Source organism: Mesorhizobium sp. C120A (genome assembly GCF_030323105.1).
Classification (GTDB): Bacteria; Pseudomonadota; Alphaproteobacteria; order Rhizobiales; family Rhizobiaceae; genus Mesorhizobium.
In genome coordinates this window covers 1,465,871-1,477,863 of sequence record NZ_CP100476.1, presented here as the reverse complement: position 1 = coordinate 1,477,863, position 11,993 = coordinate 1,465,871, and the positions used below count along the sequence as shown (strand labels likewise).

General features: G+C 63.3%; 13 protein-coding genes. 9 read left to right on the top strand and 4 right to left on the bottom strand.

Annotation, left to right across the window (positions count from 1 at the left end; translation table 11 throughout):
• Positions 1 to 194: 194 nt before the first annotated feature.
• Positions 195 to 1,070 (top strand): DMT family transporter, encoded by an 876-nt coding sequence (locus tag NL532_RS07310; RefSeq protein WP_031202754.1) that lies wholly within the window; start codon positions 195 to 197, stop codon positions 1,068 to 1,070.
• Here NL532_RS07310 and NL532_RS07305 read toward each other — a convergent pair.
• Entirely contained in the window at positions 1,067 to 1,918 is an 852-nt protein-coding gene (locus NL532_RS07305) for a YihY/virulence factor BrkB family protein (protein ID WP_023671675.1), read from the bottom strand. The genes NL532_RS07310 and NL532_RS07305 overlap by 4 nt on opposite strands.
• Before the next feature lie 60 nt (positions 1,919 to 1,978).
• On the opposite strand from NL532_RS07305, the gene NL532_RS07300 reads away from it, so the two are divergent.
• From NL532_RS07300 to NL532_RS07270, 7 genes are all read left to right on the top strand, one after another.
• Entirely contained in the window at positions 1,979 to 2,845 is an 867-nt protein-coding gene (locus tag NL532_RS07300; RefSeq protein WP_081730919.1) for an SDR family oxidoreductase, read from the top strand.
• A 24-nt stretch (positions 2,846 to 2,869) separates the two neighbouring features.
• Positions 2,870 to 3,061 (top strand): twin transmembrane helix small protein, encoded by a 192-nt coding sequence (locus tag NL532_RS07295; protein ID WP_023671673.1) that lies wholly within the window; start codon positions 2,870 to 2,872, stop codon positions 3,059 to 3,061.
• A gap of 19 nt (positions 3,062 to 3,080) precedes the next feature.
• Entirely contained in the window at positions 3,081 to 3,662 is a 582-nt protein-coding gene (locus NL532_RS07290) for a cob(I)yrinic acid a,c-diamide adenosyltransferase (RefSeq protein WP_023828413.1), read from the top strand.
• 29 nt (positions 3,663 to 3,691) lie between these two features.
• Entirely contained in the window at positions 3,692 to 4,492 is an 801-nt protein-coding gene (locus NL532_RS07285; RefSeq protein WP_023828412.1) for a rhomboid family intramembrane serine protease, read from the top strand.
• Between the two features lie 215 nt (positions 4,493 to 4,707).
• A complete protein-coding gene (locus NL532_RS07280) occupies positions 4,708 to 5,457 on the top strand; it encodes an electron transfer flavoprotein subunit beta/FixA family protein (RefSeq protein ID WP_023694013.1) in 750 nt (249 codons plus the stop codon).
• A gap of 20 nt (positions 5,458 to 5,477) precedes the next feature.
• On the top strand, positions 5,478 to 6,407 hold the full coding sequence (locus NL532_RS07275) for an electron transfer flavoprotein subunit alpha/FixB family protein (RefSeq protein WP_023685323.1): 930 nt from the start codon (positions 5,478 to 5,480) through the stop codon (positions 6,405 to 6,407).
• Positions 6,408 to 6,527: 120 nt separating this feature from the next.
• Positions 6,528 to 7,406 carry a 3-hydroxybutyryl-CoA dehydrogenase gene (locus NL532_RS07270; RefSeq protein WP_023671668.1) on the top strand — a complete coding sequence of 293 codons (879 nt, stop codon included), beginning with the start codon at positions 6,528 to 6,530 and terminating at the stop codon, positions 7,404 to 7,406.
• Positions 7,407 to 7,433: 27 nt separating this feature from the next.
• On the opposite strand, the gene NL532_RS07265 is transcribed toward NL532_RS07270, so the two are convergent.
• From NL532_RS07265 to NL532_RS07255, 3 genes are all read right to left on the bottom strand, one after another.
• Positions 7,434 to 9,368: a PAS domain S-box protein gene (locus tag NL532_RS07265; RefSeq protein WP_023731059.1), complete on the bottom strand. Its 1,935-nt coding sequence runs from the start codon at positions 9,366 to 9,368 to the stop codon at positions 7,434 to 7,436.
• A gap of 202 nt (positions 9,369 to 9,570) precedes the next feature.
• Positions 9,571 to 10,209, bottom strand: a complete 639-nt coding sequence (locus NL532_RS07260; RefSeq protein WP_023671666.1) for an NrsF family protein — start codon at positions 10,207 to 10,209, stop codon at positions 9,571 to 9,573.
• Between the two features lies 1 nt (position 10,210).
• Positions 10,211 to 10,762: a sigma-70 family RNA polymerase sigma factor gene (locus NL532_RS07255; protein WP_023671665.1), complete on the bottom strand. Its 552-nt coding sequence runs from the start codon at positions 10,760 to 10,762 to the stop codon at positions 10,211 to 10,213.
• Between the two features lie 204 nt (positions 10,763 to 10,966).
• Between NL532_RS07255 and NL532_RS07250 the strand changes: the two genes are divergently transcribed.
• Positions 10,967 to 11,974: an iron ABC transporter substrate-binding protein gene (locus tag NL532_RS07250; RefSeq protein WP_023748489.1), complete on the top strand. Its 1,008-nt coding sequence runs from the start codon at positions 10,967 to 10,969 to the stop codon at positions 11,972 to 11,974.
• The last annotated feature ends 19 nt before the right edge of the window (positions 11,975 to 11,993 follow it).

Genomic DNA, 11,993 nt, shown 5'->3' with positions numbered 1-11,993 from the left:
GCCATGTCGCCGGATCCATCGACAGAAGTCGATTGCCCTGACGCCGCCCTTTGAATTCGGCCACCTCCTACATCAGGATGAGCTTATGTACCAATTGTTTCGCTTTGCTTGCCGGATTGAACCGCATTAGAGCAATTGCCGTATTTGTCTCTTCACCGAATCGGACCTCTCCACCGGAAACGGCTTCCCCGAAAATGCACAGTCTCAAGCGGTTCATCCCCGCCTCGTTTGTCGTCCTATGGGCGACAGGTTTCATCGGCGCGCGCTACGCCATGCCCTGGGCGGAGCCCTTCACCTTTCTGGCAGCCCGCTTTGTCATCGCCGCCTTGCTGCTTGCCGGGCTGATGCTCGTGCTTGGCTCGAAGCGAGCCACAAGGGCAGAAGCGCTTCACGCCACGGTCGCCGGCATCCTCATGCATGGCATCTATCTCGGCGCCGTGTTCTGGGCGATCCACAGGGGCATGCCCGCCGGGCTTTCGGCGCTGATCGTCGGCCTGCAACCGCTGATCACCGCCGTGCTTGCCGGCCGGTTCCTCGGCGAGGACATCCTGCCGCGCCATTGGGCCGGCCTTGCCGTCGGCCTTGTGGGAGTGATCATCGTGCTGTGGCCGAAGCTCGGCGCTCTCGGCGGCGGCGTTACGCCCGAAACCCTGACGGCGTCGCTGGTCTCGGTGCTGGGCATGAGCGCCGGGACCATCTGGCAGAAGCGCTATGCCTCGGGTGGCGACCTGGTGGCGGCGACGATGTGGCAATATATCGGCGGCGGCTCGCTGATGATCCTGGCTTCGCTGGCCCTTGAGACCCACACGGTGATCATCAACGGCGAACTGATCTTCGCCATGGCCTGGCTGGTCCTGGTGCTGTCGATCGGCGCCATCTTCTTGCTGATGGTGATGATCCGCGACGGCGAGATGTCGAAGGTCGCGTCGCTGTTCTACCTGGTGCCGGCCGTCACCGCTGTCATCGCCTGGGCGCTGTTCGGCGAACGGCTCAGCCTCGTGCAGATCGTCGGCATGGCAATCGCGACGCTCGGCGTCGGGCTGGCCACGGCTCGGCCAGCCAAAACCTAGCTGCCGACACGCGCGCGCGCTTCGAGAAAGCGGCTGATCGCCGCATTGAGTTCGCCGCCGAGGATGAAGATCGCCGACAGCATATAGAGGAAAACGACGGCGATCATGATCGAGGCGAGGCCGGCATAGGTCGTCACATAGGACGAGAAATGGTCGAGGTAGGTCGCGAACATCGTCGAGCCGACAAGCCACGCAGCCAGAGTGAAGATGATGCCAGGCACCAGCGAGACAAAGCGGCGCTTGCCCGCCGGCAGCCAATAGTGGACGGCAAACAAGCCACCAATGATGACGGTTGAGGCGATGACGTAACGCCATAGCGTGATCGTGCCCGTATAGGGTTTGATCCACTCGAAATGAGCTTCCGCCAGCCGCGCCAGCAAAGGCGCAAAGACCAGGAGCACGCTGATCGCCAGGAAACCGGCCGTCGCGATCAGCACGAAGAAAATGCTCTGCACCCGGCGGTAGATGATGCCGCGCGTTTCGGCGACGCGGTAGGCGCGGTTGAGCGAGGTGCGCAGCGCCTCGATGCCGTTGGAGGCGAAATAGGCCGCCAGAAGCACGCCGTAGGTCAAAAGATCGGTGCGCCGCACGGTCAGCACGTTGAGCACCTCGCGCGCGATAGGCTTGGCGATCTGTTCGGGCCAGGTGTCGAAGACCAGGTGCACGGCAGTATCGGCGAACGCCTGCGCGCCGAGGAAGCTCGCCAGCGTGGTGGCGAAGATCAGGAACGGGAACAGCGCCATGAGCGAAGTGATCGCCAGATGGCTGGCCATGGCCCAGCCGTCATCGGTGTTGAAATGGCCAAGCGCGTCATAGAGCACGCGGCGCAGCACGACGATATTCCGCATCAAGAGCCGCGTTCCCTTCGATTGTCTCGACGCCGCGAATATGGGAAGGGATTGTGGCAAATGGCAACCCTTGCTCAAACCACGATGCCGCCTGCCAAAGAGTTGCGCACCATCATCGTCACCGGCGCCTCGTCCGGGATAGGCGCCAACTGCGCCCGTGCACTGAAGGCGGATGGCTGGCGCGTGTTTGCAACGGCGCGCAAGCCGGATGACATAGCCGCACTTGAAGCCGACGGCATCGAGGCCTTTTATCTCGACTACCGTGAGCCGGATTCCATCGCAGCACTTGCGGCATCGGTGCTGGAGCGGACAGGCGGACGCCTCGACGCCCTGTTCAACAACGGCGCCCATGCACAGCCCGGCGCCGTGGAAGACCTGCCGGTTGCGGCATTGCGCGAGCAGTTCGAGGCCAATTTCTTCGGCTGGCACGACCTCACCCGACGCATCGTACCGGTAATGCGTCGCCAGGGACATGGCCGCCTCGTTCATTGTTCCTCGATCCTTGGGCTAGCGCCGGTCCCTTTTCGCGGCGCCTACTCAGCCTCCAAGCACGCGCTCGAAGGCCTGATGCTGTGCATGCAGCAGGAACTCAGGGGCAGCGGCATCCATGTCTCGCTGATCGAACCGGGGCCGGTGACCTCGAAAATCGCCAGCAACGGGCTGTTCTGGTTCCTGAAAAACATCGACCACGAGAATTCCGTCCACCACGTCGCCTATGCCACGCAGCTGGCGCGGCTTCGGGCCGGCGGCAGCTCATCACGGCTGAAAAAGGGGCCGGAGGTGGTCTATGCGGCCTTGCGCCATGCACTTCTGTCGCGGCGCCCGCGCCCGCACTATGTGGTAACAGTGCCGGCCAGGATTGGCGTGATGCTCAAGCGCATCCTGCCGGCATCGATGCTCTACCGCGTTCTGGCCGGACGCGCCTGATCGCAACAGAACTGGGAACAGATCATGGCAACCGTCATCAAAGTCCTCCTCGTCCTCGTCATGGTCGCCGTGGTGATCGTGCTTGTCCGCGGCCTCATCAACATGATGCGCGGCGGCTCCGGTGTGAGCTCGAACAAGCTGATGCAGGCACGCGTGCTGCTGCAGGCGCTGGCGTTGGCACTGATCCTGCTGGTGGTGTATTTCACCCGCAAGTGACGGCCGTTCGGGAGGCGACGTGGTCAAGCTCAACAAGATCTACACCCGCACGGGCGATGACGGCACCACTGGCCTCGGCACCGGTGAACGCAGGCTGAAATCCGACCTGCGCGTCGATGCCTACGGCACCGTCGATGAAGCCAATGCCTGCATCGGCATCGCCCGCCTGCACACAGCGGCAAGTTATCCCGCCATCGACGCCATGCTGTCCCGCATCCAGAACGATTTGTTCGACCTCGGCGCCGATCTCGCCGTGCCCGACGACGGCAAGCCGCTCGGCTACGAGCCGCTGCGCATCATCGCCTCGCAGACCGACCGCGTCGAAAAGGATATCGACCTTCTCAACAAGAATCTGCAGCCGCTCAAATCCTTCGTGCTCAATGGCGGCACGCCGGCGGCGGCAGCACTTCATCTTGCCCGCACCGTGGCGCGACGGGCCGAGCGGATCATGGTGGCACTGGCGCAGGACCCGGCCGAACATGTCAATCGCGAGGGGCTGAAATACATAAACCGCGTCTCGGACTTTCTGTTCGTCGCCGCTCGTGCGGTCAATGACAACGGAAATGCCGACGTGTTATGGGTGCCCGGCAAGAACCGCTGAATTTTCGAAGGCGGGAAAGGGCTTGGGGCATGTTCATCCCGCTTTACGACTCCAACAGGTTGCGCCACATCCGGCTGCAATATGTGACGATCGGCCTGATCGCGGCCAACGTGTTGGTCTTTCTCATCACGACGATCGGCGGCGAAAATTTCAACAACGCAGCCGTGCTCGGCTTCGGCTTCATTCCTTCGGTTGTCCACGACACGGCAGAACTCTCGCCCCAATTCGTCGTCATTCCCGAGAGCCTGAGTTACCTTACCTATGCCTTCCTGCATGCCGATATCTTTCATCTCGGCGGCAACATGCTGTTCCTGTGGGTGTTCGGCGATAATGTCGAGGACGCACTCGGCCACATCCGCTACCTCATCTTCTACCTGCTTTGCGCCATCGCCGGCGCCTTCTTCCAGGGGCTCGTCGCCTGGAGTTCGGAGGTTCCGCTGATCGGCGCCTCCGGCGCCATTGCCGGCGTCGTCGCCGCCTATCTGGTCCTCTACCCCCGGGTGAAAGTGTGGGTGCTGGTCTTTGCCCGGATTCCGCTGCGTATCCCGGCCTTCATCCCGCTGATCCTGTGGATAGGCTTCCAGGTGGTGATGTTTGCCGCCGGAGGCGAAAACCAGATATCCTGGGCCTGCCATATTGGCGGCATCATTGCCGGTGGCGTGCTGGTGCTCATTATGCGCAGCCGCGGCGTGCCGCTGCTCGCCGGTGGCGACGGCGAGCCGGAACCCGACGATCAGCCAGCCGCTTCTACTGGGCCGGCGCCAGCCGGTCCCGCTCCCGTGCAACCTGAGACGCGTTGGGGCCGGGGTGGCGCTTCCGGTCACAAGTGAACCGATTTGGGTGGTTTGGCCGCTGCCGTGGCATATTGACGTGTTGCGTCGCCACAACTACGGAGAGCGCCACCGCTAGGCGGCAGAAGACAAGAATTCCGTCCGGCCAGAATTCCGTTTGGCCGGAATTCAGTCAGGAATGTCGGCTTTCGACAACTCTGCGGAGGCGCACGCTGCTATAGCGCGCCCGGATATCTCAGGAGAGGTGACAGACAATGAAGATCCTTGTGCCCGTGAAGCGGGTTGTGGATGCGAACGTCAAGGTTCGCGTCAAGGCCGATGGTTCGGCGGTGGAACTCGCCAACGTCAAGATGGCGATGAACCCGTTCGACGAGATCGCGGTGGAAGAGGCGCTCCGGCTGAAGGAAGCCGGCAAGGCCGAAGAGATCATCGTCGTTTCGGTCGGCCCGCAGCAGGCGCAGGAAACGCTCCGCACCGCGCTCGCCATGGGCGCCGACCGCGCCATCCTGGTCAAGACCGACGAGCAGACCGAGCCGCTCGGCGTCGCCAAGGTGCTGAAGGGCGTCGTTGACGCCGAACAGCCCGGTCTCGTGATCCTCGGCAAGCAGGCGATCGATGATGACTCGAACCAGACCGGCCAGATGCTGGCCGCCCTGCTCGGCTGGGCACAGGGCACTTTCGCCTCCAAGGTCGTGCTCGACGGCGACAAGGCCAAGGTGACGCGCGAAGTCGACGGCGGCCTGCAGACGGTGGAACTGAAGATGCCGGCGATCATCACCGCCGATCTTCGCCTCAACCAGCCGCGCTATGCCTCGCTGCCCAACATCATGAAGGCCAAGAAGAAGCCGCTCGACGAAAAGAGCCCGGCCGATTACGGCGCCGACGTCAGGCCGCGCCTGAAGGTGCTCAAGACCGAGGAGCCCAGCGGCCGCAAGGCAGGCGTGAAGGTCAACAGTGTCGCCGAACTGGTCGACAAGCTCAAGAACGAAGCCGGCGTGCTCTGAGACTGGAAGGAACAGATAAAATGACCATTCTCCTCATCGCAGAACACGACAACGCCAGCCTTTCCGACCAGACCGCGAAGGCGCTCTCGGCGGCGCTGCAGATCGGTTCGGACGTGCATGTGCTGGTCGCCGGCAAAGGCGCCAAGGGCGCGGCCGACGCCGCTGCCAAGCTCGAGGGCGTGAGCAAGGTGCTGCTGGCCGAGGCCGACGAACTGGCCGAGCGCCTCGCCGAACCGCTCGCCGCACTCGTTGTCTCGCTGGCCGGCGCCTACGACACCATAATCGCGCCGGCGACCTCGTCGGGCAAGAATGTCGCGCCGCGCGTGGCGGCCCTGCTCGATGTCGCGCAAGTCTCCGAGATCATCGAAGTGGTTTCACCAGACACGTTCAAACGGCCGATCTATGCCGGCAACGCCATCCAGACGGTGCAGTCGAGCGACGCCAAGAAGGTCATCACTGTGCGCACCGCCTCCTTCCAGGCTGCCCCGGAGGGCGGCTCGGCAGCTGTCGAGACGGTCAAGGCCGCGGCCAATCCCGGCCTCTCCACTTTCGTCGAGAACAAACTCTCGGAAACCGACCGTCCGGAGCTGACCTCGGCCAAGATCATCATTTCGGGCGGCCGCGCGCTCGGTTCCTCGGAAAAGTTCCAGGAAGTCATCCTGCCGGTCGCCGACAAGCTCGGTGCAGCCGTCGGCGCCTCGCGCGCTGCCGTCGACGCCGGCTACGCCCCGAATGACTGGCAGGTCGGCCAGACCGGCAAGGTCGTGGCGCCTGACCTCTATATTGCCGTCGGCATTTCCGGCGCCATCCAGCACCTTGCCGGCATGAAGGATTCGAAGGTCATCGTCGCCATCAACAAGGACGAAGAGGCGCCGATCTTCCAGGTTGCCGATTATGGCCTGGTCGGCGACCTGTTCGTCATCCTGCCGGAACTGCAAAAGGCGCTTTGACGCTTTCTGCCAAAGCGTATTAAATTGTGAAAGGGTGGGGTAGACGAAGCTGCCCCACCCTTTTAGTTTGCACTGCACAAAAAGCAGGCCGCAAAGGCCTTTTCGACGGGATCGCTGCAAATGGCCAAGATCGAGACGATCGGCATCATCGGCGCCGGCCAGATGGGCGGCGGCATCGCGCATGTATCAGCACTTTCGGGTTTCAAGGTGCTGATCTACGACGTCTCGCCCGACCGTATCGAGAAGGGCATTGCCACGGTCAGCGGCAACATGGCCCGCCAGGTCGGCTCCGGCAAGCTTGAGGAAAAGCTGCGTAACGAAGCGATGGCGCGCATTTCCGCAGCCCCCACCATGGCTGATCTCGCCGGTGCCGATCTGGTTATCGAGGCGGCGACCGAGGACGAGACGGTCAAGCGCAAGATTTACGCGCAGCTCTGTCCCCAGCTCAACCCGGAAGCCATTCTGGCGACCAACACCTCGTCGATTTCGATCACCCGGCTTGCCGCGCAGACCGACCGTCCTGAGCGTTTCATCGGCATACATTTCATGAACCCCGTGCCGCTGATGAAGCTGGTCGAACTGGTGCGCGGCATCGCTACCGAGGATCAGACCTTCGAGGCGGCCAAGGCCTATGTGAAACAGCTCGACAAGACCATCACCGTCTCTGAAGATTTTCCGGCCTTCATCGTCAACCGCATTCTGTTGCCGATGATCAACGAGGCGATCTACACGCTCTATGAGGGGGTCGGCTCGGTCGATGCCATCGACACCGCCATGCGGCTCGGCGCCAACCATCCGATGGGACCGCTGCAGCTCGCCGATTTCATCGGCCTCGACACCTGCCTGTCGATTATGCAGGTGCTGCATGACGGCCTGTCGGATTCGAAATATCGCCCCTGCCCGCTGCTGGTGAAATATGTCGAGGCCGGCTGGCTCGGCCGCAAGACCGGGCGCGGCTTCTACGACTATCGCGGCGAGCATCCGGTTCCGACGCGCTAACCACCAGAACGAAAGTTCCGTGCTCCCTCAGGACGCCGCTGCAAGCGGCGGCTCTGCTTGGCCTCTTGACCCGGTATCGTCAGGCGCCACGGAAACACAGCCGCGGCCGGCGGCCTTGGCCGCATAGCAGGCAGCATCGGCCCGGGCGATGATCTCGTCGACTTCACCGCTGTTGCTGTGGATTGGCGCCAGCCCGATGCTGGCATCGATCGCATGCGGCCGGCCGTCCCAGCTGAACTGCAGGCCGCGGATGGCGTCGATGACCGAGCGTGCGGCAATCCTGGCGCCGGCGCTCGGCCCGGCTTTCAGGATGACCGCGAATTCGTCGCCGCCGAGGCGGGCCACGATATCCTCCGGCCCAAGCGCACCGCGAATGGCCTCGGCAACCCGCTTCAGCAAGGCGTCGCCGGCGGCGTGCCCGCCAGTGTCGTTGACCAGCTTGAAATGGTCTAGATCGATGAACATGAAATGATGTTCGCCCGCCGGCCTGGCTGTGCCGGCCTTGCGGCTCCGGTCGACCAGTTCCTCCATGGTGCGGATAAAGCTCGAACGGTTGGCAAGGCCAGTCAGCGCATCATGCGCGGCGGCATAGGCGAGCTGGCGCTGCAAGGCGCGCGCATCGGTGAAGTCCTGGAAGACAATGACAAGACCGCAGAACTCCTGGCGGTCGTTCATGATCGGCGACACCACCTGGCGGATGCTGCAGCGTGTGTCGTCGCGACGGATGAGGACGGCGCGACTGTTCTGGTCGACAGGGCTGGCGCTGCCGAGCGCCGGCCGCGTCATGCCGATCCTTTGCCCGGTTTCTTCGTCCACCGCCCAGTAGACATGGCCAAGCGTCTTGCCGAGCGCCTCCGCGCCAACAACGCCGGTGAGCTTTTCGGCGACCGGGTTCATGAAGGTGATGCGGTTGGCGGCATCGGTGCAGATGACGGCGTCGCCGATCGACTGCAGCGTCACCCTCAGCCGCTCCTTCTCGTCGGCCAGCATTGCCGCCGATACGATGAGGCTTTCCTCGGTTTGCTTGCGCTGGGTGATGTCGGTCAGGCTGCCGATGGCCCTGACCAGCCGTCCGTCCTTGTCGCGTTCGAGCGTCTTGCCGCGGTCGAGGATCCAGACCCAGTGGCCATCCTTGTGGCGCATCCGGAACTCGGCTTCGAAGAACGGTGTCCTGCCCTCCAGATGGGCACGATCGGCTTCGGCGACGTTTTCGCGATCGTCGGGGTGGATCATCGCCAGCCAGCGGTCGGGGTCGCCGTCCAGTTCGCCATCGGCATAGCCCAGCATCTTCACCCAGGTGGCGGAGTAGGTGGTGCCGCCCTTCCGCATATCAAGATCCCAGACGCCTTGTCCGGCGCTGGCCAGGGCAAAATTCCAGCGCGTTTCGGCTTCGGCTATGCGCGCCTCGGATTGCTTGCGCGCATCGATATCCTCGATCTGGGAGACCAGGTAGAGCGGGCTCCCGCTCTTCTCGTCGCGAATGACGGAACCGGCAAGATGGGCCCATACCGGCGTGCCGTCCTTCCTGAGGTAGCGCTTTTCGAAGTGGAAGGCGTTGACGGTGCCCGCCCGCATGCCGTCCATCGTCTCACGGCCGATCTGCACATCGTCGGGATGGGTGATCTGGAAGAAGGTCAGCGCCTCGATCTCCTGCTTGCTATAGCCGAGCATGGCGGCGAAGGCCGGGTTGGTTTCATGGATGCGGCCGTCGAGGCCGACAATGGCGATGCCGATCGCCGAATCCTCCATGGCGCGGCGGAAACGCTGCTCGCTTTCGGCGATCTGCCGGCGGTCGTCCAGTATCCGGTAAATGAACAGGGCGGCGAGAATCAGCGCAACGGCGGCGACCGGCACCGATATCTGCAGGCAGAGTTTCAGCACTTCGGCGCTGACATCGAGCCGCGACAGCAGGAGCGCGACCACGGCAGCGCAAAGCCCTCCGGCCGCAAGCACCAAAGCCACGTGACTGTCAGCCCGCAGGCTTTTTCGCTCTCGTCGCATCACTGTGCATGCCACCCCATGCGCAACACATTTCTGCAAAAAACACTGGATGATCGATTTTAAGGAAAGGTTGCGCCGGAGCCACCGGCAACACGGTGAACCCGCAAACAATTCCCGGCATGATTAAGGATCGGTGATTATTGGGCGATCTTGGACGGCCCGGTCACCAGCGCACGAAGAACCGTCCCCCGAGCGCGCCCAGACCGGCGAGGACGGCGATGGCGAGCGTGTACCAGGTGGCGACGAAAAGCGGCGAATCGTCGAAGCAGTGCGCGGCGTAGAAGGTCGCCGCCAGGCCGCCGGCGAGCAGTCCCGCGACCGCCCCGGCCAACACCGGCCGCGTCGGCGCTCCATAGCGCAGCATCCACAGGAAGACGGCAAGCGGGCCGATTCCGATCAGCGGGATGAAGCCCATGCAGATCATCATGTTGGAGCCGACCATGCGCGTGCTCCACATCGGCTCCGGCACCATGAACAGTTCGAGAGCCACCGCCACGGCCACCAGCAGCGGCGCCGCCAGCATCCAGGCCGCGGCTCTTGCCGTCGAAGCGCCCGGCGTCGACAACGCCCGGACCAGGCCAAAGGCGGTGACGGCGAGCACGATGGTGAACACGAACTTCGCCAGGAACCGCATCGTGTGCATGGCGGTCATGATGTCGGGACGCGGGCCGATGGTGAGAAAGAAGACCAGAGCCGCGATCACCGCCGCGGCTGCCGCCGCCATCAACCAGGCCGAGCGCAGCGGCATCGCCTTGCTGCTTGTGTCGGCGTCGAGTGCCTTGATGAGATCCTCCGTCCTCATGTCACTGCCGCCCGAAGCGCCCCTGCCCAAATCGCTTGGCGATCGCGGCAAGCCCGCGATGCAGCGACACCCGCACCGCCGTCTCGCTGACGCCGAGCCTGGCCGCCGTCTCGCCGATGGAGCGGCCGTCGACCGAGATCGAAGAAACGACGGAACGCTGCGCAGCCGGCAGTCCGTCCAGCGCCCGGTTGATGTCGCGTTCGCTGACGGTCTCGGTTTCCGGCTCGGCAAAGGTCTCGGCGATCTCGTCGATCTCGATTTCGATGCGCCGTCCGCGCCGCCGGAAAGCATCGATCAGCTTGAAGCGGGCTATCGCATAGATCCATGGCAACACCGGCGCGTCCTGGCGCCAGGTATGCCGTTTCACATGAATGGCCAGCAAGGTTTCCTGCACGACATCCTCGGGATCGACCCCGCCCTGTACGATCTTGCGCCTCGCAAAGCCGCGAACCAGCGCGGCGATCCGGTGCAAAAAGTCGGCGTAGGCCCTTTCATCTCCCGCGATCGCGGCCCGCATCAGCCGGGAAAGCTCGGCCTCATCCTTGCCGCTCACAAGAGTTTACTCCCCGATCTTCGCGCCTCGGCACCGATTTGTTACGTGTCCGGCGAAATGATGTCCAAGCCAAAGTGCCGCAAAATCACGAAAGTTTGCGGGAGCGGCGACCGATTGAAGCAGCCGAGCAATGTTGACTACTGCTGTCAGGTATCGATAGGTGCAGCCTGCGAAACCAGAACCACCAAGATTGAGGATGACGCCATGAGATACACGCTCTCCACCCTAGCGGGGGCCACAGCGCTGGCCGTTAGCATGATCGCCGGGCCGGCGATGGCCGCGGATGCCGGCATCATCGTCTACAACGCCCAGCATGAGAGCCTGGCCAAGGAATGGGTCGAAGGTTTCACCAAGGAAACCGGCATCAAGGTCACGCTGCGCAATGGCGGCGACAGCGATTTCTCCAACCAGATCGTCGCCGAGGGCGCTTCTTCGCCGGCCGACGTGTTCCTGACCGAGAACTCGCCGGCCATGACTCTGGTCGAAGCGGCGGGCCTTTTCGCGCCGGTCGACGCCGACACGCTGGCGCAAGTCCCGGCCGAATTCCAGCCGAGCAGCGGCAAATGGGTGGGTGTCGCGGCGCGCAGCACCGTCTTTGCCTACAACAAGACCAAGCTCACGGCCGAAAAGCTGCCCAAATCGATGCTCGATCTCGCCGATCCCGCCTGGAAAGGCCGCTGGGCAGCCTCGCCTTCCGGCGCCGATTTTCAGGCCATCGTCAGCGCGCTGCTCGAGCTCAAGGGCGAAGCCGCAACCGCCGACTGGCTGAAGGCCATGAAGGAGAATTTCACCGCCTACAAGGGCAACGGCACGGTGATGAAGGCGGTCAATGCCGGCGAGATCGAAGGCGGAATCATCTACCACTATTACTATTTCGGCGATCAGGCAAAGACCGGCGAAAACAGCAAGAACGTCGAACTGCATTATTTCAAGAACCAGGATCCCGGCGCTTTCGTCTCGATCTCCGGCGGCGGCGTGCTGGCCTCGAGCAAGCACCCGAAGGAAGCCCGGGCGTTTCTCAAATGGGTGACCGGCAAAGGCGGCCAGGACGTGCTGAAGACCGGCACATCCTTCGAATACGCTATCGGCAAGGGCGCGCAGTCCAATCCCAGGCTGGTGCCGCTGGCCGACCTGCAGGCGCCGAAGGTCGATCCGGCGACACTGAATTCCAAAAAGGTGACGGACCTGATGACGGCAGCCGGCTTGCTTTAGGCTGGGTTCGTCCTAAAAG

Bases quoted from the DNA above. Each gene is read 5' to 3' on its own strand.
- NL532_RS07295 (WP_023671673.1), top strand. From the start codon at position 2,870: ATGGCAACCGTCATCAAAGTCCTCCTCGTCCTCGTCATGGTCGCCGTG.
- NL532_RS07300 (WP_081730919.1), top strand. From the start codon at position 1,979: ATGGCAACCCTTGCTCAAACCACGATGCCGCCTGCCAAAGAGTTGCGC.
- NL532_RS07310 (WP_031202754.1), top strand. From the start codon at position 195: ATGCACAGTCTCAAGCGGTTCATCCCCGCCTCGTTTGTCGTCCTATGG.
- NL532_RS07250 (WP_023748489.1), top strand. From the start codon at position 10,967: ATGAGATACACGCTCTCCACCCTAGCGGGGGCCACAGCGCTGGCCGTT.
- NL532_RS07285 (WP_023828412.1), top strand. From the start codon at position 3,692: ATGTTCATCCCGCTTTACGACTCCAACAGGTTGCGCCACATCCGGCTG.
- NL532_RS07280 (WP_023694013.1), top strand. From the start codon at position 4,708: ATGAAGATCCTTGTGCCCGTGAAGCGGGTTGTGGATGCGAACGTCAAG.
- NL532_RS07275 (WP_023685323.1), top strand. From the start codon at position 5,478: ATGACCATTCTCCTCATCGCAGAACACGACAACGCCAGCCTTTCCGAC.
- NL532_RS07270 (WP_023671668.1), top strand. From the start codon at position 6,528: ATGGCCAAGATCGAGACGATCGGCATCATCGGCGCCGGCCAGATGGGC.
- NL532_RS07260 (WP_023671666.1), bottom strand. From the start codon at position 10,209: ATGAGGACGGAGGATCTCATCAAGGCACTCGACGCCGACACAAGCAGC.
- NL532_RS07305 (WP_023671675.1), bottom strand. From the start codon at position 1,918: ATGCGGAATATCGTCGTGCTGCGCCGCGTGCTCTATGACGCGCTTGGC.